Raw genomic sequence first — 22,855 nt, 5'->3', positions numbered from 1 at the left:
ATGCAGTGCCCACCGGATTATTAATAAACTCCGCGCTGGCAGGAAGCTCGGCCTGTTTGCGATTGCTCGGCGCCATCACGCGGCCGCGCTCGCGGAAAAAGCTCTCCATCTGGGCCAGCCATGGCTCATGCAGCACCAGTCCCTCACCTTTTGCCGTTGCCGCTGCCAGTGCACTCAAATCATCGCTGGTTGGCCCTAAGCCGCCATTGACGATCAACACATCGGCGTGTTCACTACGCTCACGCAAGATAGCGACCAAATCGTCAAGATTGTCGCCTACCGTGTTACGGCGCGTTAACGGTAATCCCTGATTAAAGAAAAAATCGGCCAGCCAGGCAGCGTTGGTGTCGACGATCTGCCCGTGCAACACTTCATCCCCGGTGGATAGCATCTCCACATTTAACATTGTGTTCTCCTGCTTTTGTAATAGAAACACTATAACGCAATGCAGGGGGAACATGGAGAAGGAAGAGGAGTAAAACAGGCGCAGCAGAACGCCGCGCCAGGAAGATTAGAAGCTGGCGCTAACCCCAACGTACGGGCCGTCAGCAATCGCGTTATCACGGTTGCCATCTTTACCGGCCAGATTCAGGTAGCGATAACCCGCTTCAATGCTCAGTGGACGCATAATCGTCAGGCGCGCACCGGCATTCGCTTCTTCAAAGCTGTCGATACCGCTGGAGAGCGAGTCCGGAGAGTAATAGTATTCGCCAAACAGACGGAGGCTGTCGCCAATCGGCCACTGCAGACCACCACCAACAGCCGCCGCATAACCTTCATCACCATCCTTCGGATTGGTGTAAATACCTTTGCCGCCAACAGTAGCCAACAGCGGTCCAAGCGGGATATTCAGACCAAGACCCAGACCAGCCGCGTCGCCATCGTCATCGTTGTGCATCCAGTTGCCGCTTACCGCTAATCCGGTTGACTCGGTGCCAAAGCCGACGCCAATGTTGGTGTAATCTTCACCAGCCTGACCATTGATGCTGATGGCATTAGCCGATGCGGAAACAAACAGCATTCCGGCAAGTCCTAACAGTACGCTTTTTTTCATTTTTACCCTTTCCAGCAAGCAAGTAATTAATGTGCCCCAAAACCGCAGGATTGTACTGCCAACAGCAAAGGAATCAATGAGCTAAAAAAGCGATCTAATAACATATTGTAACGAAATACTACCCGAAACCGTTTCAATAAGTGACGATGGAATTGACAATAATCACTTTAACCAACGCGTCAGCTCCCGTATTCTTTTGCCTCATCTCTGTACATAAGGAACATAACCGTGCGTCAAAGGACAATTGTTTGCCCATTAATTCAAAATGAAGGCTGTTATTTGCTGTGTAAAATGGCCAACGATCGCGGTGTTTTTCCCGGTCAGTGGGCGTTATCGGGCGGTGGCGTGGAACCTGGCGAACGTATCGAAGAAGCCCTGCGACGGGAAGTAAGGGAAGAGTTAGGCGAGCAGCTTGTGTTGACCGATATCACCCCCTGGACCTTCAGCGATGATATCCGCTCCAAAACGTATGCTGACGGCAGGCAGGAAGAAATTTACATGATTTATCTGATCTTCGACTGCATTTCTGCCAATCGCGAAGTGAACATTAATGAAGAGTTTCAGGATTTCGCCTGGGTAAAACCAGAAGATCTTGGACATTACGACTTAAACATCGCCACCCGAAAGACATTAACATTAAAAGGATTACTGTAAGTACAACGCTGCTTCTTAGAATCACCTCGCTGACTTAATATCTTTATGCACCAGCCCTTCGGGGCTGAGCAAACAAAATGTTTTAATATCAATAAAATAACCATTAATCTCTTCTACATCGCCCTCTTTTCTCCGCCTTAAATCCTTAAGGATAAATTAACCTTCGATCATTAACCTTTGTAGCCTGATGAAATAATTAACGCGCGCTTGTTTGTCATAAAAATAAACCTACGACTGCGTTTAATGGCTTGAAGGAATAATGATGTCTGACTTTTTGCCCTTCTCTCGCCCGGCAATGGGTACTGAAGAACTTACCGCAGTTAAGGCGGTTCTGGATTCAGGATGGATAACCACCGGCCCTAAAAACCATGAGCTGGAGGAAGCGTTCTGTCGGCTTACGGGGAACCAACATGCCGTTGCCGTCTGCTCTGCCACCGCAGGTATGCACGTCACGCTGATGGCGTTGGGTGTGGGTGAAGGCGATGAAGTCATCACGCCGTCAATGACGTGGGTTTCTACGCTCAACATGATTGTCCTGCTGGGAGCCACGCCGGTCATGATCGATGTCGACCGCGATACGCTGATGGTAACACCGGAGCAAATTGAAGCCGCTATTACGCCACGAACCAAAGCTATTATACCGGTGCATTACGCAGGTGCTCCCGCCGATCTTGACGCGATTTACGCTATCGGCGAGCGCTATGGGATCCCGGTGATAGAAGACGCAGCCCATGCCGTGGGAACGTTATATAAAGGTCGTCATGTTGGTGCTCGCGGCACGGCAATCTTCTCCTTTCACGCCATCAAAAATATTACCTGTGCGGAAGGCGGGCTGGTTGTTACTGACGACAAACAGCTGGCTCAACGGTTACGCAGCCTGAAATTTCACGGCCTGGGAGTGGATGCGTATGACCGACAAACCTACGGCCGAGCCCCGCAGGCAGAAGTTCTCACGCCGGGATACAAATACAACCTCACCGACATCAATGCTGCTATCGCCCTGGCGCAACTGGGCAAACTGGCGCAACTGAACGCGCGCCGCGCGGAAATTGCCCAACAGTACCAACAAGCGCTGGCTGATTCGCCTTTTCAGCCGCTGAACCTGCCGCGGTGGTCGCATGTACACGCCTGGCACCTGTTTATTATTCGTGTCGATGAAGCACGCTGCGGCATAAGCAGAGATGCGTTAATGGAAGCGCTTAAAGCCAGAGGTATTGGTACCGGCCTGCATTTTCGCGCCGCACACACGCAAAAATATTATCGCGAACGTTTCACTACCCTTTCGCTTCCTGATACGGAATGGAATAGCGCGCGCATCTGTTCGCTGCCGTTATTCCCTGACATGACCGCCGATGATACCCGGCGCGTGATTACAGCACTTCGCCAGATAGCAGGACAATAATCATGTTTGAAGCCACGCCGATTAAGAAAGTCTCGGTGGTTATTCCCGTGTTTAACGAACAGGAAAGCCTGCCAGAGTTAATTAAACGTACCTGCGCCGCCTGCGAAAAGCTGGGAAAAGAATACGAAATACTGCTGATCGATGACGGCAGCAGCGATAATTCCGCTCAACTGATGATGGAGGCTTCTCATGCGCAGAACAGCCATATTGTCTCTATTCTGCTCAACCGAAACTACGGGCAACACTCGGCAATTATGGCCGGTTTTAGCCACGTTACCGGCGACTTGATTATCACGCTGGATGCCGATTTACAAAACCCTCCGGAGGAGATCCCCCGGCTGGTTGCCACAGCTGATGAAGGTTTCGATGTCGTCGGAACGGTGCGCCAGAACAGGCAAGACAGTGTGTTTCGTAAGACCGCCTCACGGATGATCAACCATCTGATTCAGCGAACCACCGGAAAAGCGATGGGAGATTACGGCTGCATGCTGCGTGCTTATCGCCGTCACATCGTTGATGCCATGCTGCATTGCCAGGAACGCAGCACCTTCATTCCGATTCTGGCCAACATTTTTGCCCGGCGTGCGACGGAAATTCCGGTGCACCACGCGGAACGTGAATTTGGCGATTCTAAGTACAGCTTCATGCGCCTGATTAACCTGATGTATGACCTGGTGACCTGCCTGACAACCACACCACTGCGTATGTTGAGTCTGCTGGGCAGCGTGATTGCCGCCACGGGTTTCACTCTGTCCGTCCTGCTGGTCATTCTTCGCCTGACGCTAGGCCCACAGTGGGCTGCGGAAGGGGTATTCATGCTGTTTGCCGTACTGTTCACGTTTATCGGCGCACAGTTTATAGGCATGGGATTACTCGGCGAATATATCGGTCGCATCTATAACGATGTCCGTGCCCGCCCCCGTTATTTTGTTCAACACGTTATTCGTCCACAAACCACGCACTCAACCGAGGAACACCACGCATGAAAGCCGTCGTATTTGCTTATCACGATATGGGATGTCAGGGAATTCAAGCCTTGTTGGATGCAGGTTATGAAATCGCAGCTATTTTTACCCACGCCGATAACCCTGCTGAGAAAGCATTTTTCGGTTCGGTTTCCCGGCTGGCGGCCAGCGCAGGCATACCGGTTTACGCCCCTGACGAGGTCAATCATCCGCTATGGATTGAACGAATTAGCCAGCTCGCGCCAGATGTTATCTTCTCGTTCTACTATCGTCATTTACTGAGCGATGACATTCTGAATCTTGCGCCTGTGGGTGCCTTTAACCTGCACGGCTCGCTGCTGCCCAAGTATCGTGGCCGCGCACCGCTGAACTGGGTTTTGGTCAACGGAGAAACAGAAACGGGCGTGACGCTTCATCGCATGGTAAAACGCGCGGATGCGGGCGCTATTATTGCTCAACAACGTGTTGCCATTTCCCCCGACGACGTAGCCTTAACGCTGCATCATAAACTGTGCCAGACTGCCCGGCAGGTTCTCGAACAGGCGCTGCCGGCTATCAAAACGGGTGACTTTCAGGAACGCCCTCAGCAGGAAACAGAAGCCACCTGCTTTGGTCGACGGACGCCGAACGACAGCTTCCTCGACTGGCGTAAACCTGCAGCGCAGTTACATAACATGGTACGTGCCGTATCCGATCCCTGGCCGGGCGCATTCAGCTACGTGGGAACACAAAAATTCACTGTCTGGTCATCACGACTGTCTGCTCATCGCGCTGTAGCCCAGCCAGGGACCGTGCTTTCAGTGTCACCATTACTGATTGCCTGTGCTGATGGGGCGCTCGAAATCATCACCGGGCAAGCTGGCGATGGTATCACTATGCAGGGATCGCAGTTGGCGCAAGTGCTGGGTCTGGTTGCGGGGTCTCATCTGAACAGCCAGCCGCTTTCCACCCGCAAACGTCGTACTCGTGTTTTGATCCTCGGCGTTAATGGTTTCATTGGTAATCATCTGACAGAACGCCTGCTGCGCGAAGATAACTATGAAGTCTATGGGCTCGATATTGGCAGCGATGCGATTGGGCGTTTTCTGCAACACCCGCGGTTCCATTTTGTGGAAGGCGATATCAGTATTCATTCCGAATGGATTGAATATCATGTGAAAAAATGCGACGTCGTGCTGCCGCTGGTGGCGATTGCCACGCCGATTGAATACACCCGTAATCCGCTGCGCGTCTTTGAACTTGATTTTGAAGAGAACCTGAGGATCATTCGCTACTGCGTGAAATATCAAAAGCGCATCATTTTCCCCTCCACCTCAGAAGTTTACGGGATGTGTAGCGATAAGGTCTTTGATGAAGACAGCTCAAACCTTACCGTTGGCCCGGTCAATAAACCACGCTGGATCTACTCAGTGTCCAAACAGCTTCTGGATCGCGTCATTTGGGCGTATGGCGAAAAAGAGGGATTACGCTTCACGCTGTTCCGTCCGTTTAACTGGATGGGACCACGTCTGGACAGCCTCAACGCTGCACGTATCGGTAGCTCACGCGCCATTACTCAGCTGATCCTGAATCTGGTGGAAGGGTCACCGATTAAGCTGATTGAAGGCGGTAAACAGAAGCGCTGCTTTACTGATATTCGCGATGGTATCGAAGCTCTGTTCCGTATCATTGAAAACGACGGCGGACGCTGCGACGGCGAGATTATCAATATTGGTAATCCGGATAATGAAGCCAGTATTCAGGAACTGGCGGAAATGCTGCTGGCCTGCTTCGAAAGACATCCGTTGCGCCAACACTTTCCACCATTTGCCGGTTTTCGTGACGTCGAAAGCAGCAGCTACTATGGTAAAGGTTATCAGGACGTTGAACACCGGAAACCCAATATTCGCAATGCCAAGCGCTGCCTGAACTGGGAGCCCTCCATCGAAATGCTGGAGACTGTGGAAGAAACCCTGGATTTCTTCTTGCGCAGTGTGGATATCACGGAACAGAGATCATGAAACAGGTAGGCTTGCGTATTGATGTCGATACCTTCAGGGGGACGCGCGAAGGCGTACCCCGCCTGCTGGAGACATTGAACCGACATAACGTTCGGGCAAGTTTTTTCTTCAGCGTTGGGCCTGACAACATGGGACGCCATCTCTGGCGTCTGGTAAAGCCGCAGTTTCTATGGAAGATGCTGCGCTCAAACGCTGCCTCCCTCTACGGATGGGATATTTTGCTGGCAGGTACCGCGTGGCCTGGAAAAGAGATCGGCCAGGCCAATGCGGCAATTATTCAGCAAACGGCTCTGGTTCACGAAACCGGGTTACATGCCTGGGATCACCACGCCTGGCAAGCTCGCAGCGGGAACTGGAATGACAAACAGCTAATCGATGATATTTCCCAGGGTATCACCGCTCTCGAAGCCATTACCGGACAGCCTGTCACCTGTTCTGCCGTTGCCGGCTGGCGTGCCGATGCACGCGTTGTCCACGCAAAAGAAGCGTTCAAGCTGCGTTATAACAGCGACTGTCGGGGAACATCGTTATTCCGCCCGGTGCTTGAGACAGGCAAAACAGGCACGCCGCAAATTCCCGTTACCTTACCGACATGGGATGAAGTGGTTGGCGGGGAAGTGCAAGCTGTCGATTTCAATTCCTGGATCCTCTCCCACATGCTGATGAACAGAGGAACATCTGTGTACACAATTCATGCGGAAGTCGAAGGTATCGCCTTTCATCAGGATTTTAACACTCTACTGATTCGCGCAATTGATGCGGGGATTACGTTTTGTCCACTTGGCGATCTGCTGCCGGACGACATTAACACGTTGCCATCAGGACAAATCATACGTGGCAAAATACCCGGCAGAGAGGGATGGCTCGGCTGCCAGCAACCAGTGAGCGCGACATGATGAGATCCATACGCAACATAATGGCATTTATCGCCTTTATTGCGCTGTATTACGTTTTACCCATCAATAGCCGCATGCTCTGGCAGCCTGACGAGACGCGCTATGCTGAAATCAGTCGGGAAATGCTGAACGCGGGCGACTGGATAGTCCCGCACTTTTTAGGGCTACGCTATTTTGAAAAACCCATTGCCGGATACTGGCTAAACAGCATCGGGCAATGGCTCTTTGGTGCCACCAACTTTGGCGTCAGGGCAGGTGCAATTTTTGCTACACTGCTGACCGCACTGCTGGTAGCCGGATTTGCAATGCGGTTATGGCAGGATAAACGCACAGCCTTACTCTCTTCAGTCATTTTCTTAACGTTTTTCTCCGTTTACAGCATCGGAACCTACGCGGTTCTTGATCCTATCATCGCACTCTGGCTGATGGCGGGCATGTTCTGTTTTTGGGAAGGCATGCAGGCCACCAGTAAAAAACGCAAAATCATCGCTTTTTTACTGCTAGGGTTAACCTGCGGTATGGGAGTAATGACCAAAGGTTTTCTCGCACTCGCCGTCCCGGTACTCAGCGTACTGCCATGGGTCTGGGTGCAAAAACGCTGGAAAACATTTTTTATCTACGGCTGGCTGGCAATTTTAGGCTGTATAGCGATTGTTCTGCCGTGGGCGATGGCCATTGCACAACGCGAACCTGACTTCTGGCATTACTTTTTCTGGGTCGAACATATTCAACGGTTTGCGCAGGCGGATGCCCAGCATAAAGCGCCGTTCTGGTATTACCTGCCTGTGTTTATCGCAGGCTGCCTGCCCTGGCTTGGCCTGCTGCCTGGCGCACTGCGTACGGGCTGGCGTGAACGTGATTTTCCGTGCAGTGCCTTGTACCTGCTGAGCTGGATAATCATGCCGATACTGTTTTTCAGTATCGCCAAAGGAAAATTGCCGACCTATATTCTTTCCTGCTTCGCACCGCTTGCGATCCTCACTGCGCGTTTCGGCCTGCAGGCAGCACAAAAGGGTTCCATTGCCTTACGCGTTAATGGCTGGATTAACATCCTGTTTGGCGTGCTCGGCATTGTCGCAACTTTTATCGCTTCCACGTTGGGGCCGTTAAAGTCGCCTGTCTGGACGCATATTGAAACCTATAAGGTTTTTTGTGTGTGGGGCATTTTTATTAGCTGGACTTTTTTTGGCTGGTATACGCTGAACAGTACCGAGAAAAACTGGAAATTCGCAGCGCTTTGTCCACTGGGACTGGCGCTGTTGTTTGGCTTTTCAATACCCGATCGGGTCATGGAATCTAAGCAGCCTCAGTTTTTTGTTGAGATGACCAAAGAGTCGCTGGAGTCGAGTCGTTATATTCTCTCCGATAACGTAGGTGTCGCTGCGGGCCTGGCCTGGAGTCTGAAACGCGACGACATCATCATGTACGGACAAGCGGGCGAGTTAAAATACGGACTCAACTACCCGGATGCCAGAGGCCGCTTTGTCAGCCGGGATGACTTTGCAAACTGGTTAGCACAACATCGTCAGGAAGGAAACATTACCCTCGTGTTGTCAATTTCGAAAGGTGAAGATATTAATCAACTTGCCATTCCGCCTGCTGACTATATCGATAATCAGGGACGCCTGGTTTTGATTCAGTATCGACCAAAATGATCTGGATAATCCTGGTTCTTGCCAGCCTGCTCAGCGTCTGCGGACAACTATGCCAGAAGCAGGCCACTCGCCCGGTACCCGTCCACGCGCGAAAACGTCATATTATGCGGTGGGTTGTCCTGGCTCTGGCCTGTCTGGGTCTGGCTATGCTGCTCTGGATGGTAGTATTGCAGAACATTCCCGTCGGCATCGCCTATCCGATGCTGAGTCTCAACTTTGTATGGGTCACACTGGCTGCATGGAAAATCTGGCGCGAACCTGTCACAAGGCGTCACTGGCTGGGGGTTGGGCTGCTCATCACCGGCATCTTTATTCTTGGGAGCGCGGTGTAATGGGCATATTTTGGGGTTTGTGCAGCGTTTTCATTACTTCTGCCGCTCAACTAAGTCTGGGTTATGCGATGGATAGTCTGCCGCCGATACAATATCCGCAGGCGTTTATATCCGCTTTATTGTCCACCAGCATCGGGGCGCTAGCCCTGTATGCCGGTCTGTTGGGGTATTTACTGTCAGTTATCTGCTGGCATAAAGCCCTGCACCAGCTGGCTCTGAGCAAAGCATATGCCCTGCTCAGCCTCAGCTATGTGCTGGTATGGGTAGCATCGATGATTTTACCCGGCTGGCAGGGGACTTTCTCATTGAAGACGTTTGCTGGAGTGTTGTGCATCATGGCAGGGCTGATGATGATTTTTCTGCCTTCTCCCGGACAGGCTTCCTGAGGTTATTTGCCCTCAGACAGATGCAACAGACGCTGCCAGTCGTCACAGTGGTATTGTCTGGCATCTATTATTTTAATCACCCGTGATGTATCAAGATTAATACAATACAAAGCATCTTTCAGCGGTGAAAGAAGATCGCCGACATTAACCCGCTCAGAGGTTTGCGCCTCAGCCAGCATCTTCAGTGAGCCGCCGCTATCGCAAATTACGATATAAATTTTCCCTGTCTTTTTGAGACAGCAAGACTTCTTCACATGCCATTCCATAGCGCACCTGTTTGTTAATAAATATCATAACAAGTTACGCTTTAGCAGATAAACAAAACAACAATGGGTATGGAATGGCAAAATGAGATGTAAAATGAATGCGGCCTTAATCTTTATCGTTGGCACGAACCCAGTCAAGCAACGCACGGCGAGAAACTTTAATACCACCGGTTTTCAGCTCTGGCGGTAATGTCAGCCAACGCACCGGCTGCTGAAAACGCGCCAACTTATCGTTAATCCATTCGGCAAGGTCAATTTTTCCAGCGTCAGCGTCATATTCAACGACTGCTACCGGGCGATGCCCAAACTCTCTGTCTTCTACCGGAACAATAAAGGCTTGCAGAACCTGCGGATGCGACGTAATCACGCGCTCCACCTCTTCTGGCTGGATACCTTCCCCACCGCTAAAGAACAGATTATCCAGGCGGCCGACAATGGTTAACTTACCGTCATTTAATACCCCACGGTCGCGGGTGGCAAACCAGCCTTCAGCATTAACCAGTGGGTTAAGTTTCCCGTTACGCCAGTACCCTTGTGCCATACTGGCGGCTCGCAGCCAGACTTCATCATTAACAATTCTGACTTCTCTGCCCGGCAAAGGGGAGCCTACATCGCCCAGACCATCCGCTTCTTTTGCGCAAACCGTAGAGGCAAATTCCGTCAGCCCGTAACCGCACCAACAACGAATCCCGTGCTCGCGCGCCTGTTCAGTCAGTTCAACGGGGATTGCCGCACCTCCCAGCAATACGGCTTTCAGCGTTACCGGTGTTTTATTCACCAGCAAACGCCAGAGCTGTGTGGGCACGAGCGAAGCATGGGTACAGCCAATCAACATCTGTTCCAGCGGCTGCTTGTCACGCACGGTTATTCGCGCGCCCGCAAACAGCCAGCGCCACAGAATACCCTGACCAGATACATGAAATAACGGCAGTGAGAGCAGCCAGTCATCTTTTGTACCAAACGGGATAAGCGACAGCACGCCCTGTGCGCTAGCCAGATGAGCCTCGCAGGTATGGACAGCCGCCTTAGGTAACCCGGTTGAACCGGAGGTTAACGTCATCGAGCTCAAACGCTGGGGCAGCCAGGCGACAGCATACTCGCCAGACTGTTCGCGCATTCGCAGTGGCGTCAGCGCTGAAAATGTATCGTCGCCTTCCAGATTCAGCGCAAAATACAGCGTTAAATCAGGTACCAATGTCTCCAGCAATGACCGAGGCAGTTGTGGATTCACAGGTAAAACCCGGGCTCCGCACTGCAACAATGCCAGCCAGGCCATCAGAGACCGGGGATGATTCCAGGCTCGCAACAGTACGCCATCGCCCTCTTCCACGCCCTGAGCGGCAAACCCTGTAGCCAGAGCGTCTACCCGGGTGCAAAGATCTCGCCAGCTTAGCACCTCATCATTGAGGCGTAAGGCTGGCGCATCTCCCCGAACCTGCCGCCAGTGACGCCACGGCCAGTCAGGGAAGCTCATAACAGCCGTTCCAAAGAATCAACGTCGACACACGGCAACATGCTGCCCGGCCAGCTGCGTACCTGCTGGCATTGCATCAGACTAAGCGTATCCAGACCAGGAATGGTCTGTGGCGTCAGCCAGGCGGCAATCCGGGCCAGTTGAGTTAAGCCCAGGCTCGACTCAATAGACGAACTGATTACTGCCGTAAGCCCCAGCGCGTGCGCCGCCTCAACCTGTTCGCGAACCTTATCCAGACTGCCGGTGAGCATTGGTTTGATGACGACCGCACTCACACCCTCTTCAGCTATAAAGGTAAAGTCTGCTTCACGCAGGCTTTCATCCCAGGCGATGCTAATCCCGGTTTCGCGAGCAAACGCGCGCGAATCGTCGCGGGTTTTACACGGCTCTTCGAGAAAAGCAATGCGCGCGCGATACTCCGGATTAACGTATTTCGCGAACTGCTGCGCTTTAAGCGGCGTCCAGGCACGGTTAGCATCAAGACGCAGATGTAACGTGGGGATCGCCTCAAGCAACAGGTTGACGACCATGCCGTCGCGTACCGCTTCATACAGACCGACTTTCACCTTCGCGACCTTCTCGCCCGGCATGTCTGCCAGTTGCAAAACCAGATCGTCAGGATCGCCCGTACACAACGGCGCAGCGCGATAGTCCGCCGCATCAGGCAATGCCCCCTCAAGTTCAGCCAGCGCACAGCTTGCGCCAAAGGCCACTGAAGGCATCGACGGTAAGGTTGAATCCCCCTGTAACCAGCCGTTTACCCAGCTCAGCAGCGCAGTTTGCGCCTCTTCCCAGGTTTCCTGGCTGAAGCCCGGCAGTGGGGAGATCTCTCCCCACCCTTCGTGCTCGCCGTCACGAAGACAAACGTACAGCCCGTCACGCGTTTTTAACCGCCTGTCGCGCAGAATCACCCCCGCGTCCATGGGGATCTGCCAGCGGTATACCTGCGCGCTACGCATTACGGATTCCGTTTGAATTTGCTGAAGTCAGGCTGACGTTTCTGGTTAAAGGCGTTACGGCCTTCCTGTCCTTCTTCCGTCATGTAGAACAGCATGGTGGCGTTACCAGCCAGTTCCTGCAGACCCGCCTGACCATCACAATCAGCGTTCAGCGCAGCTTTCAGGCAACGCAGCGCCATCGGGCTGTTTTGCAGCATTTCGCGACACCAGCGTACGGTCTCTTTTTCCAGATCCGCCAGCGGAACCACGGTATTGACCAGGCCCATATCCAGCGCCTGTTTCGCATCGTACTGACGACAAAGGAACCAGATTTCACGCGCTTTTTTCTGGCCGACAATGCGCGCCATGTAAGAGGCACCCCAACCACCGTCGAATGAACCGACTTTTGGTCCAGTCTGACCGAAGATGGCGTTTTCTGCTGCAATAGTCAGGTCACACATCATGTGCAGCACGTGGCCACCGCCAATGGAATAACCCGCAACCATCGCCACAACAGGCTTCGGACAGGTACGAATCTGACGCTGGAAGTCCAGCACGTTCAGGTGATGCACACCGGAGTCATCCTGGTATCCGCCGTAGTCACCGCGCACTTTCTGATCGCCGCCCGCGCAGAACGCTTTGTCGCCAGCACCCGTCAGGATAATCACGCCAATGTTATCGTCATAACGTGCATCCGCCAGCGCCTGAATCATCTCTTTAACGGTAACAGGGCGAAATGCGTTGCGTACCTGCGGACGATTAATGGTGATTTTTGCGATACCGTCGGTGGATTTTTCGTAGCGAATGTCGGTGTAGCCTTCAGAGCAATCGAGCCATTCTACCGGTGCGTAAAGCATTGTTTCATCAGGATAGATCATAAAATGTCCTTTAGTCAGCGACGCAGAATCTGAGCCAGACAGTCCACCACGCCTGCGGGATTATCCCGATGCGCGTTGTGTCCGGCGTTACGAATCACATGGTTCGGTACAGACATTTCCGTCGCCAAAGCGCGGAATTTATCGTCACGTTCACCACATAAATAATAAAACGGAAATGTGCGCGTAGTGAGTTGCGCACGTAAATCAGGTTGGACGGCAAGCGAGGTAGCCTCCAGCATTGCAGCCAACGTAACACCATTATTATGGCTGCGCAGCGCCACGAGCGCCTGTCGTTGTACAGGGCTTAACGAGGCGAAAACTGGCTGTTGATACCAGTCATTAAACACATCACGCAACGGTTCCCGGCGAAAACGTGCGGCCCAGCGGCCATCTGAGAGACGACGCTGAATCCGCTCATCTTCGCGTTGTAGCCCAGGATGTCCACCTTCAACAACCAATCCGCAAAGCCCCGGCATCCCCTGGCAGGCCGCCATCATCGCGACTCTGCCGCCAAGAGAATATCCCACCAACCAGTAGTTAAGTATGTTGTAACTAAATAAAGTATTACGCAGCAATTCACTGACGTCATCAAAGCCCCTCACGCGAATGTCAGCAGAACCGCCGTGTCCTGGCAGATCGATGTACAATCGCGAGTAGTTTTGAAACGTCTCGCCGACGGTTTGCCATTCCTGACAATCACCCGAGAATCCGTGCAGGAAAACCAGCCAGGGATAACCCGCCTGGCCCTCATTCGCCTGCGCGTGCAGGATCATAGATGGCTCACCTGTGCCAGCAGTTGCTGCAGAGTTTGCGCCCCGTCAGTTTCATTCACTACCAGCTCAATCACCGTTGCTGCAGGGGTTCGCCAGGCATTCGCCAGCGCGCTTTCCAGCTGCTCCCAGCTTTCCGGTCGGTGATATTTCAGGTTGAACATGGCTGCCGCGTGATCAAAGTGGACGTTCTGCGGCATCAGATAGAAGCGTTCGCGTTCGCTTTGTGGCGTTGGCAGTAGTGAGAAAATCTGACCGCCGTTATTATTCACCACAATCAATACGAACGGAGCAGAGACCTTGCGTAATAACGCCAGTGCATTCAGGTCATACAGCGCGGATAAATCGCCGACAATAGCCAGCGTCGATTTCGCGCTGGCGCGTTGTACGCCCGCGGCTGTAGACAACAAACCGTCGATACCGCTCGCCCCACGATTGCTGTAAACCGGATAACCGACAGGAAGCTGCGACAGTGCGTCTATCAGACGCACCACCAGACTATTACCCACAAACAGCTGTCCCTGTTCAGGCAGATAATCCCGAATGCGGTGCGCCAGTTGTGCTTCTCCGAAGGTATCACGACGTGCCACCACCGCTTGCCAGGATTGTTCTGCGAGACGTGGAATCTCTACGCACCAGGGCTGACGCTTCTCAGCCGAATGCAGTTCCAGCCAGTCACTTATCTTCGCGACTAACCGGCGTCCACGATGATGAGCCGGATCCAGACGTCCTTCGATATTATCGACAATCCAGTATTCCTGCGGATCGCAACTGGCCTGCCACTGCAGCAGACGTTTCCCGGTCAGGCTACTGCCGAGCTGCACCACAATCTGCGCCTGCTGTAACTCAGCCACCGCTTTTGCATTACCCAGCCACAGATCGGCACATGGCAACGGTTGCCCGGTTTGCGACAATACATCGCCAATCAGCGGCCAGCCTAACGTCTGCGCCCAGAGTGCAACTTTCTTGCCCTCTTCCGCACTCATGCGACCGGCAATCACCACGCCACGTTTTTGTCGCCAGAAAAACCAGTCACGCTGCTTATCACTTTCCAGCCGACGTGATTCGCTCAGCCACGGTTTGTCATCCTGCCACCAGTCACCAAGGCGCTGTTGCCACTCAACACCAGTTTCGTCCATATCGCCATACAGCGGTTCTGCAAACGGGCAATTTATGTGTACTGCGCCGCTATGCAGTGAGGCTAATGCGTTATCAATGGTGGAAACCAGCCAGCTTGCCGGAATATCCTGCGTTGGACGTGGTAAAGAGAGCGTATGCGATGGATGTGAGGCAAACATACCCGCCTGGCGAATCGCCTGATTCGCCCCGCAATCAATCAGTTCTGGCGGCCTGTCCGCCGTAAGTAAAATCAGTTTTTCACCGGTCAGACCAGCTTCGATCAGCGCCGGATACAAATTCGCCACTGCCGTGCCGGAGGTCACAATCACTGCAACAGGTTGTCTGCTGACCTTTGCCAGCCCTAAAGCCAGATGCCCAAGCCCACGCTCGTCAAAATGCGTATGGTGTATAAAAGCAGAGTTTTCCGCTGCAGCCAGAGTCAACGGCGTCGAACGTGAGCCAGGCGCAATGCAAACATGCCTGACGCCGTGGCGAGTGAGTGCTTCCAGAATGACCGCCGCCCAGCGTCGGTTAAATGCGCTTACTGACATGAGATTGTCCGGTATCAATATTGCGACACAGTATAAAGAATCGAATAAATGGATTTTTGATATGAGTCGGGAATATACACGAAATCATTATCCTTCCATCTGTAATAAAGTACGTAACCCTGCCGCTTTATTGTCTATTTCCTGCCATTCCTGCTCTGGATCTGAGCCACGCACGATCCCCGCCCCGGCATACAGGCGTACCACGTTTGCGTTAATTTTCGCAGAACGTAACGATACGCAGAACTCGCTTTGGCGCAGAGAGAGATATCCCGCAGATCCGGCATACCATTCGCGTTCAAAAGGTTCATGATGCTGGATAAACTCGCGCGCCAGCTCGCGCGGAATACCTGCCACGGCGGCCGTCGGCTGTAGCTGCATCAGGCAAAGCGCGTCATCTGGCTGATTCAATGCCGTCCAGATACAACGCCGCAAATGCTGCACTTTGCGTAATCTAAGCACCTGCGGGGGAAGCACGTCGAGCGTTTGCGTGCAGTTCTGTAACCGCTGGCAGATATCTTCCACCACCAACATATTCTCACGCTGGTTTTTATCATCTTTCATTAGCCATTCACCAAGCTGCCAGGCCCGGTGATCGTCAGGATGATTAGCGACAGTTCCGGCCAGCGCTTCGGTGCGCAAAGCGGTGTCACGCCGCCGCCACAGGCGTTCGGGAGACGAACCAAGAAAAGCGCATTCGGCGGAGAATGCCATAAAGAAATGGTAGCAGTTGAGGTTTAAACGACGGCTTGAAGCCATTACCGCTGCGGCATGCACCGGATGAGAGAACTGTAAATCGGTGGCCCTCGCCAGCACCACTTTATCGAGATCTTCTCTGGCGATGGTTTGCGTGGCAAGTTCAATCAGGCGTGTCCAGCCAGCTTTATCAGGCCAGTGCTGTTCACCGGTCAAATTCAGGCGCAATGTGGGAAGTGGCTTAACACTGGCAAGTGCTGAGAGAAATGCGCCAGCACGCGCAGCATCTTCGCGCAGAGAAACATCACTATAAAGATGTAACCGTAAAGTCGCCATTCCTGCGCAGCGTCGCCACTCCAGACGGGGTAACAGTAAATTACCGCGTTGAGGCTCGAACGCATTCAATCCCCAGATCCGTAGTTCTGGATTATCTTCATGCTGGCGTAAAAACTGCTGGGCAGATTCGAGAGAAGAGAATGTGGCGGTAGCTCCCAGCACAGCAGCTTCTTCATCGCCGTTACGCTGCTGCCAGTAAAACTGCGGCCAGACGGGTTGGCTGGCCAGCCATCCTAAAGCGTCAAATGCATCGTTCAGCGGGAAAGGTATATCGTAAATACGAATTCCAGGTGCTGCTGGTATCTCTTGCGACAAATGGCGCATCAGACTTTCCAGCGCAGTAGTGATTGAATGCACGCGGACCTCTCCCTGTTAAAAACCTCTCATTATACGGGGTACTGAACAGAAAAAGCAGTACCCCCGTTTAGGGAGTACTTACTATTGCGAAGAGGGTGCTGAATTTATCGCCGTGCCAACAATAAACCCATCACTAAACCGACCGTTGCGCCGACGCCAATCCCACGCCAGGGCTTTTCATGTACATAGTCATCAGCCCGGCAAACTGCCTGCTTCGCGCGATAATAATAGCTGTCAGAGGCATGGCTTACGCGATTTCTCACATCCTCCAGCGCCTGCTCAGCGCGCGCTTTTAACTCAAGATACTTCTGGTCAGCAGGATCACCCGATGAACGCAGCACTTCTTCCAGCGTTTCACTGAGTAGTTCCAGGTCGTCGTCAATACGTGATTCATCAGAACGAAAAGACATTATATTCTCCCTTTCTATTTACGTATCCACTAACTATAGACAACAGTGGCTATTTACGCCTCACGCGCCATGCCTATGTGTGGGATACCATCTTCGTCATAGATATCCGTTACCGGCATAAAACCAAAGCGTGCGTAAAAGGATTGCAGATGTGCCTGTGCGCCGAGATATAACGCCTTGTGCGGCCAGTGCTGCGAGCACGATGCCAACGTCTGCGCCATCAGCTGTTGACCCAGTTTTTCACCACGTAACGCTTCGCTTACGATCACTCGACCAATCACTACCGGCTCCAGATCCTCGTCACTTTTCAGAATCCTCGCATACGCTACCAGTTGACCGTTATACCACCCCAGAATGTGACGGTTTTCACCCACCAGATCATCGCCGTCCACATCCTGATACGGACACTGTTGCTCAACGACAAACACCGCGCAGCGAAGCTGAAGAATGGCATACAGTTGCTGGACGTTCAGTTCTGTATGGTGGAGATCTTGCCAGTGAATCATTGTCTGCCCCTTTGTTGTGATAACCTGAACACCCTGCCTCAATGATGGCGAAAAGTGTAACGCAAAAGATGGAATTACTATTTTTAGGCACGTCTGCGGGTGTTCCCACTCGCTCACGCAATGTAACGGCAATACTACTGAATCTGCAACATCCCACGCAGGCGGGGCTATGGCTTTTCGATTGCGGCGAAGGGACGCAGCACCAGATGCTTAGTACACCGTTTAATCCGGGAAAGCTCGAGCGAATTTTTATCAGCCATCTGCATGGCGATCACCTCTTTGGCTTACCCGGGCTATTGTGTAGCCGTTCGATGGCCGGAAACGTTCAGCCACTGACACTCTACGGTCCGAAAGGATTACGGGAGTTTACCGAGACCGCATTACGCCTTAGCGGCTCCTGGACCGATTATCCGCTGGAGATTGTGGAAGTTACCGCGGGTGAAATTCTGGATGATGGCTTGCGGAAAGTTACCGCGTTCGCACTGGAACACCCTGTGGAGTGTTACGGCTATCGGGTCGAAGAACATGATAAACCCGGCGCGCTTGACGCTAAAGCACTAAAGGCTGCGGGCGTGAAACCGGGTCCCTGGTTTCAGGAACTGAAAGCCGGAAAGAGCATCGTGCTGGAAGATGGCCGCTCGATTAACGGTGCAGATTTTCTCGCGCCGGCAATACCGGGCAAGTCTGTTGCTATTTTCGGCGATACCGCACCGTGTGCTACCGCCATCGAGCTGGCAAAAGGTGTGGATGTCATGATTCATGAAACCACGCTGGATTCGTCGATGGAGGAAAAAGCCAACAGCCGTGGACACAGCTCTACCCGACAAGCCGCTCAGTTGGCTCTGGAGGCCGGAGTGAGCCGTTTGATAATAACCCACGTCAGCTCACGCTACGATGAAAAAGGCTGCCAGCGTTTGCTCGAAGAGTGCAGGACCCTGTTTCCGGCGACCGAACTGGCTCACGATTTCGCCATTTTCACGGTTTAGTGCTCTATTTTTTCGCCTCAGTGCCGATAACAGAGAAAAGCTGGCTTTCACACTGAGGACAGGATGAACAATTTTCAAAAAGACATCGACGACAGGACAAACCTAACCCTGTCTAACCGCTTTGAACTGTTGCTGTTTCGTCTGGGCACATCACTGGATGAGCAGAAATCGGAGCTGTTTGGCATCAACGTATTCAAGCTGCGTGAAATCGTCCCGATGCCCACGTTTACGCGTCCGGCTGGCATGAAAGCCCCGCTGTTAGGTATGGTGAATATCCGTGATCAGGTGATCCCGGTAATTGACCTGCCAGCCGTTGCCGGATGTAAACCAGAAACCGGTCTTAATATCCTGTTGATTACTGAATACGCCCGCAGCGTGCAGGCATTTGCGGTGGAATCCGTGGAAAACATTATGCGCCTGGACTGGCAGCAGGTACATACTGCGGAGAAAGCTGTTAACGGTCGCTATATCACCAGTATCGCCTGTCTGGACGACAATAAAGAGACCAACAACCTGGCGCTGGTACTCGACGTTGAACAAATCCTGTATGACATCGTGCCGTCAAATCACGATCTGCGTGCCACCAATCTTAAAACCAGTAAGTTCAATATCACACCGGGTGCGGTAGCGATTGTTGCAGAAGACTCAAAAGTCGCCCGCGCGATGCTTGAGAAAGGGCTTAATGCCATGGAAATCCCCCATCTGATGCATGTGACGGGCAAAGACGCGTGGGAAAAAATACAGCAACTGTCTCAGGAGGCCCTGGCGGAAGGTAAACCCATCAGCGAGAAAATCGCCCTGGTGCTCACCGATCTGGAAATGCCGGAGATGGACGGTTTTACACTCACCCGCAAGATTAAAACCGATGAGCGTCTGAAAAAGATCCCGGTAGTGATCCACTCTTCACTCTCCGGTAGTGCAAATGAAGATCACGTTCGCAGAGTAAAGGCAGATGGCTACGTGGCAAAATTTGAGATTAACGAGCTGTCTTCTGTGATTCAGGAAGTGATGGAGCGCGCGGCGAAAGACGTCAGCGGACCGCTGGTAAGTCGTCAGCTTTCAGCCTGATATTTGCTGCATAAAAAAACCCGCCGAGGCGGGTTTTTTCGTTTCAACTTTTCGCTTACATCAGCGGTGCTGCCAACTGCACGATGCTGATCAACGGTTGCGGGTAGACACCGAGGATCAGAACCAGCAGAGCAGAGATCAGTACCACGATACCACCAGCACTGTACTGCCAGTTAGACGGTGCATCACGGTTAAGCTGCTGCGGTGCGCTCAGGTACAGGCTCACGGCAACGCGCAAGTAGTAGTACAAACCAATCGCGGACCCGACGACTACTGCGGCAACCAACCACCACAGGTTGGCCTGCACACCAACTGCCAGTACGTAGAATTTACCGATAAAGCCCAGCGTCATCGGGATCCCCGCCAGAGACAACATCATCACCGTCATCACTGCCGCAAGGATCGGACGATGCCAGAACAACCCACGGTAGGAGAACAGAGAATCGGCATCCGGGCCGCGGTACGGGCTGGACATCAGGCTGACCACACCAAACGCACCCAGGCTGCTGAACAGATAACCAGCCAGGTAAACGCCGACCGCTTCCATCGACATCTCACCGCTTTGCAGAGCAATCAGCGCCACCAGCAGATAACCGAGGTGAGAGATAGAAGAATAACCCAGCAGACGTTTGATGTTGGTCTGGCTCAGCGCCATCAGGTTACCGAAGATAATGGAAGCAAAGGCGATGACACCCAGCACGATACGTACCGCTTCGCTGTCACCCACCGGCGCGTACAGGAACAAACGCATTACCACGCCGAAGATAGCGATTTTGCTCGCCGTCGCCAGGAAGGTGGATACCGGAGCAGGAGCGCCCTGGTATACGTCTGGCGTCCACAGATGGAACGGCACCAGCGAGAGTTTAAAGCCCAGACCAACGATCATCAGACCAAAACCGGCCAGCAGCAGCGGTTCGTTCAGCATACCATCGCCGAGACTCTTACCGAGCGCAACAAACGACAGGTTGCCTGACTGCGCGTACACCAACGCCATACCAAACAGCAGGAATGAAGAGGCTGCGGCAGACAGGATGGTGTATTTGATACTGGCTTCCAGCGAACGCTTCTGACGGAACGCATAGCCAACCAGACCAAACAGCGGCAGAGAGATCAGTTCGATACCGAGGAACAGCGCCGCCAGATGGTTGGCGTTCGCCAGCAGAATGCCACCCAGCGCGGCGATCAACACCAGCAGGTAGAACTCTTCCCGGTTATCGTCATAGCCTTCCAGCCACGGGTAGGCAAAGGTACAGGTGGCAAGGCTCGCCAGCAGCACCAGCCCGGTGTAGAGCATAGCGAAACCGTCAACCCGCATCAGCGGGGTGACATCCATTGCGCCCGCCTGGCCAACAAACCAGAGCGAAACCAGCGCGGCGTTAAGCCCAATGACCGACAGCGTGGCATTGAGGAAGTGATTGCGTCGCCACGCAATGGAGAGCATCACAACCACCACCGTCAAGCCGACGATCAGCAGCGGTAGCAGCGCAATCAGGTGTTGTGGAGTTATTGTCATGGCGATTTACGGCCTTGTAGTAGTAACGGAATTAACAAACCACTGCTGGATGTTGCTCATCGCAGAATGCGAGGTATCCAGAATCGGCTGCGGATAGAAGCCAAGCAGTACCAGAAGCACGACCAGCAACAGGATGATAAACAGCTCACGCAGCGACATCCCAGGCAGTTCAACACTGGCAATCTGGCTTTTCGCCTTACCGAAGTAAGCGCGATGCAGCATCGCCAGCGAGTAAACAGAGGCAAATACCAGACCAAAGGTCGAGATCACCGTAATGACCGGAACCACCTGGTAGCTGCCGAACAGAATCATGAATTCGCCAACGAAGTTACCGGTGCCTGGCATACCCAGCGTACATACCGCGAAGAACATCGACAGCGCTGGCAGCCATTTCATTTTGCCCCACAGACCGCCCATCATACGCATATCACGCGTATGCAGACGTTCGTACAACTGACCACACAGAATGAACAGACCGGCTGCGGACAGGCCGTGAGCGATCATCTGGATCACCGCGCCCTGGTAAGCCAGTTGGCTGCCGGTGTAGATAGCAATCAGCACGAAGCCCATGTGCGATACAGAGGTGTAGGCAATCAGACGTTTGATGTCGTACTGGTTAAAGGCCATCCACGCGCCGTAGAAAATACCGATAACGCCCAGCCACATGGCGATAGGTGCGAACTCCGCCGACGCGTTCGGGAACAGCGGCAGGGAGAAACGCAGCAGACCGTATGCCGCTGTTTTCAGCAAAATCCCCGCCAGGTCAACGGAACCTGCGGTCGGTGCCTGGGAGTGCGCGTCCGGCAACCAGCCGTGCAGCGGAACCACCGGCATTTTCACCGCGAAGGCGATGAAGAAGCCCAGCATCAGCAGATATTCCACGCCGTGGGACATCGGGGTATTCAGCAACTCTTCATAGTTGAAGGTCCAGACACCGGTTGCTTTGTAGTGCACAAATACCAGAGCCAGGATGGCGATCAACATGACCAGGCCACTCGCCTGGGTATAGATGAAGAACTTAGTGGCCGCCGTGATACGCGTTTTACCGTCAGAAGCTTTATGCCCCCACAGCGCGATCAGGAAGTACATCGGCACCAGCATCATTTCCCAGAAGAAGAAGAACAGGAACATGTCGATGGCAAGGAACACGCCAATTACGCCGCCGAGGATCCACATCAGGTTCAGGTGGAAGAAGCCCTGGTATTTTTCGATTTCATTCCAGGAACACAGTACCGCCAGAACGCCGAGCAGACCGGTCAGCACTACCATCAGCAGCGACAGACCGTCGATAGCCAGATGAATAGAGATGCCAAAGCGCGGGATCCACGGCACGACGAACTCAGACTGCCACTGCGGAATGCCAGCAGATTGCGTCAGTGAATAGCCGCCCTGCAACCACAGTTGCAGGCCAAGCGCCAGCGTCAATCCCATGGTAACCAGCGCGATCCAGCGCGGCACCTTCACGCCAAAGCGTTCGGTCTGCCAGCACAGGAAGCCACCGATAAAGGGAATTAATATTAGCCAGGGTAGTAACATGGCGATCTTTATTCCTTGTTAAAGTCCCAACAGGACCTGATTTTCAACGAATTCTCACGACAGAAAATTCACTTCGGATTGCGGTTTTAACGCCACCGGGCAAAACAACC

General features: G+C 53.0%; 23 protein-coding genes. 10 read left to right on the top strand and 13 right to left on the bottom strand.

Annotated features, from left to right (window positions below; all coding sequences use genetic code 11):
• On the bottom strand, positions 1 to 406 hold a 406-nt coding region (locus OH663_RS20185; protein ID WP_263525822.1), incomplete at its 3' end, for a molybdenum cofactor synthesis domain-containing protein.
• Positions 407 to 511: 105 nt separating this feature from the next.
• Entirely contained in the window at positions 512 to 1,054 is a 543-nt protein-coding gene (locus OH663_RS20180) for a YfaZ family outer membrane protein (protein ID WP_045445497.1), read from the bottom strand.
• A gap of 228 nt (positions 1,055 to 1,282) precedes the next feature.
• On the opposite strand from OH663_RS20180, the gene nudI reads away from it, so the two are divergent.
• The 8 genes from nudI (at position 1,283) to arnF (ending at position 9,344) form a co-directional block, all read left to right on the top strand.
• Positions 1,283 to 1,708, top strand: a complete 426-nt coding sequence (gene nudI, locus OH663_RS20175; protein WP_200010182.1) for a nucleoside triphosphatase NudI — start codon at positions 1,283 to 1,285, stop codon at positions 1,706 to 1,708.
• 262 nt (positions 1,709 to 1,970) lie between these two features.
• Positions 1,971 to 3,110: a UDP-4-amino-4-deoxy-L-arabinose aminotransferase gene (gene arnB, locus OH663_RS20170; protein WP_263525824.1), complete on the top strand. Its 1,140-nt coding sequence runs from the start codon at positions 1,971 to 1,973 to the stop codon at positions 3,108 to 3,110.
• A gap of 2 nt (positions 3,111 to 3,112) precedes the next feature.
• Entirely contained in the window at positions 3,113 to 4,096 is a 984-nt protein-coding gene (gene arnC / locus OH663_RS20165; protein WP_200010183.1) for an undecaprenyl-phosphate 4-deoxy-4-formamido-L-arabinose transferase, read from the top strand.
• Positions 4,093 to 6,075, top strand: a complete 1,983-nt coding sequence (gene arnA, locus OH663_RS20160) for a bifunctional UDP-4-amino-4-deoxy-L-arabinose formyltransferase/UDP-glucuronic acid oxidase ArnA (RefSeq protein ID WP_200010185.1) — start codon at positions 4,093 to 4,095, stop codon at positions 6,073 to 6,075. The genes arnC and arnA overlap by 4 nt, the downstream gene beginning before the upstream one ends.
• Positions 6,072 to 6,971, top strand: a complete 900-nt coding sequence (arnD, locus tag OH663_RS20155; RefSeq protein WP_200010186.1) for a 4-deoxy-4-formamido-L-arabinose-phosphoundecaprenol deformylase — start codon at positions 6,072 to 6,074, stop codon at positions 6,969 to 6,971. The genes arnA and arnD overlap by 4 nt, the downstream gene beginning before the upstream one ends.
• Positions 6,968 to 8,626: a lipid IV(A) 4-amino-4-deoxy-L-arabinosyltransferase gene (arnT, locus tag OH663_RS20150; protein WP_200010188.1), complete on the top strand. Its 1,659-nt coding sequence runs from the start codon at positions 6,968 to 6,970 to the stop codon at positions 8,624 to 8,626. The genes arnD and arnT overlap by 4 nt, the downstream gene beginning before the upstream one ends.
• Positions 8,623 to 8,958, top strand: a complete 336-nt coding sequence (gene arnE / locus OH663_RS20145) for a 4-amino-4-deoxy-L-arabinose-phosphoundecaprenol flippase subunit ArnE (protein ID WP_200010190.1) — start codon at positions 8,623 to 8,625, stop codon at positions 8,956 to 8,958. Before arnT ends, arnE begins: the two co-directional genes overlap by 4 nt.
• On the top strand, positions 8,958 to 9,344 hold the full coding sequence (gene arnF / locus OH663_RS20140; protein ID WP_200010192.1) for a 4-amino-4-deoxy-L-arabinose-phosphoundecaprenol flippase subunit ArnF: 387 nt from the start codon (positions 8,958 to 8,960) through the stop codon (positions 9,342 to 9,344). Before arnE ends, arnF begins: the two co-directional genes overlap by 1 nt.
• Positions 9,345 to 9,346: 2 nt before the next feature.
• On the opposite strand, the gene pmrD is transcribed toward arnF, so the two are convergent.
• From pmrD to OH663_RS20095, 9 genes are all read right to left on the bottom strand, one after another.
• Entirely contained in the window at positions 9,347 to 9,610 is a 264-nt protein-coding gene (gene pmrD, locus OH663_RS20135; protein WP_048220993.1) for a signal transduction protein PmrD, read from the bottom strand.
• Between the two features lie 106 nt (positions 9,611 to 9,716).
• Positions 9,717 to 11,084 (bottom strand): o-succinylbenzoate--CoA ligase, encoded by a 1,368-nt coding sequence (gene menE, locus OH663_RS20130; protein ID WP_200010194.1) that lies wholly within the window; start codon positions 11,082 to 11,084, stop codon positions 9,717 to 9,719.
• Positions 11,081 to 12,043, bottom strand: coding sequence for an o-succinylbenzoate synthase (gene menC / locus OH663_RS20125; protein WP_200010196.1), 963 nt, complete (start codon positions 12,041 to 12,043; stop codon positions 11,081 to 11,083). Before menC ends, menE begins: the two co-directional genes overlap by 4 nt.
• Positions 12,043 to 12,900: a 1,4-dihydroxy-2-naphthoyl-CoA synthase gene (menB, locus tag OH663_RS20120; RefSeq protein ID WP_045445537.1), complete on the bottom strand. Its 858-nt coding sequence runs from the start codon at positions 12,898 to 12,900 to the stop codon at positions 12,043 to 12,045. The genes menC and menB overlap by 1 nt, the downstream gene beginning before the upstream one ends.
• Before the next feature lie 14 nt (positions 12,901 to 12,914).
• Positions 12,915 to 13,673, bottom strand: a complete 759-nt coding sequence (gene menH, locus OH663_RS20115) for a 2-succinyl-6-hydroxy-2,4-cyclohexadiene-1-carboxylate synthase (protein ID WP_045445541.1) — start codon at positions 13,671 to 13,673, stop codon at positions 12,915 to 12,917.
• Positions 13,670 to 15,340, bottom strand: a complete 1,671-nt coding sequence (gene menD / locus OH663_RS20110) for a 2-succinyl-5-enolpyruvyl-6-hydroxy-3-cyclohexene-1-carboxylic-acid synthase (RefSeq protein ID WP_200010203.1) — start codon at positions 15,338 to 15,340, stop codon at positions 13,670 to 13,672. The genes menH and menD overlap by 4 nt, the downstream gene beginning before the upstream one ends.
• 87 nt (positions 15,341 to 15,427) lie before the next feature.
• Positions 15,428 to 16,726: an isochorismate synthase MenF gene (gene menF, locus OH663_RS20105; protein WP_200010205.1), complete on the bottom strand. Its 1,299-nt coding sequence runs from the start codon at positions 16,724 to 16,726 to the stop codon at positions 15,428 to 15,430.
• 104 nt (positions 16,727 to 16,830) lie between these two features.
• On the bottom strand, positions 16,831 to 17,136 hold the full coding sequence (gene elaB, locus OH663_RS20100) for a stress response protein ElaB (RefSeq protein ID WP_045445550.1): 306 nt from the start codon (positions 17,134 to 17,136) through the stop codon (positions 16,831 to 16,833).
• Positions 17,137 to 17,189: 53 nt separating this feature from the next.
• Entirely contained in the window at positions 17,190 to 17,642 is a 453-nt protein-coding gene (locus OH663_RS20095; protein ID WP_045445553.1) for a GNAT family N-acetyltransferase, read from the bottom strand.
• 68 nt (positions 17,643 to 17,710) lie between these two features.
• Here OH663_RS20095 and rbn point away from each other — a divergent pair, with 68 nt between their 5' ends.
• Together rbn and OH663_RS20085 are read left to right on the top strand one after the other, a co-directional pair.
• Positions 17,711 to 18,628: a ribonuclease BN gene (gene rbn / locus OH663_RS20090; RefSeq protein WP_200010207.1), complete on the top strand. Its 918-nt coding sequence runs from the start codon at positions 17,711 to 17,713 to the stop codon at positions 18,626 to 18,628.
• Between the two features lie 63 nt (positions 18,629 to 18,691).
• Positions 18,692 to 19,696: a chemotaxis protein gene (locus OH663_RS20085; protein ID WP_045445556.1), complete on the top strand. Its 1,005-nt coding sequence runs from the start codon at positions 18,692 to 18,694 to the stop codon at positions 19,694 to 19,696.
• 55 nt (positions 19,697 to 19,751) lie between these two features.
• Here the strand turns inward: OH663_RS20085 and nuoN are convergent, their stop codons facing one another.
• On the bottom strand, positions 19,752 to 21,209 hold the full coding sequence (nuoN, locus tag OH663_RS20080) for an NADH-quinone oxidoreductase subunit NuoN (protein WP_045445559.1): 1,458 nt from the start codon (positions 21,207 to 21,209) through the stop codon (positions 19,752 to 19,754).
• 6 nt (positions 21,210 to 21,215) lie between these two features.
• Positions 21,216 to 22,745 (bottom strand): NADH-quinone oxidoreductase subunit M, encoded by a 1,530-nt coding sequence (gene nuoM / locus OH663_RS20075; protein WP_045445562.1) that lies wholly within the window; start codon positions 22,743 to 22,745, stop codon positions 21,216 to 21,218.
• Positions 22,746 to 22,855: the final 110 nt, after the last annotated feature.

Origin of the sequence: Citrobacter sp. Marseille-Q5395, assembly GCF_947057495.1 — a bacterium.
Taxonomy (GTDB): Bacteria; Pseudomonadota; Gammaproteobacteria; order Enterobacterales; family Enterobacteriaceae; genus Citrobacter; species Citrobacter murliniae.
This window is presented reverse-complemented; position numbering and strand designations above follow the sequence as displayed.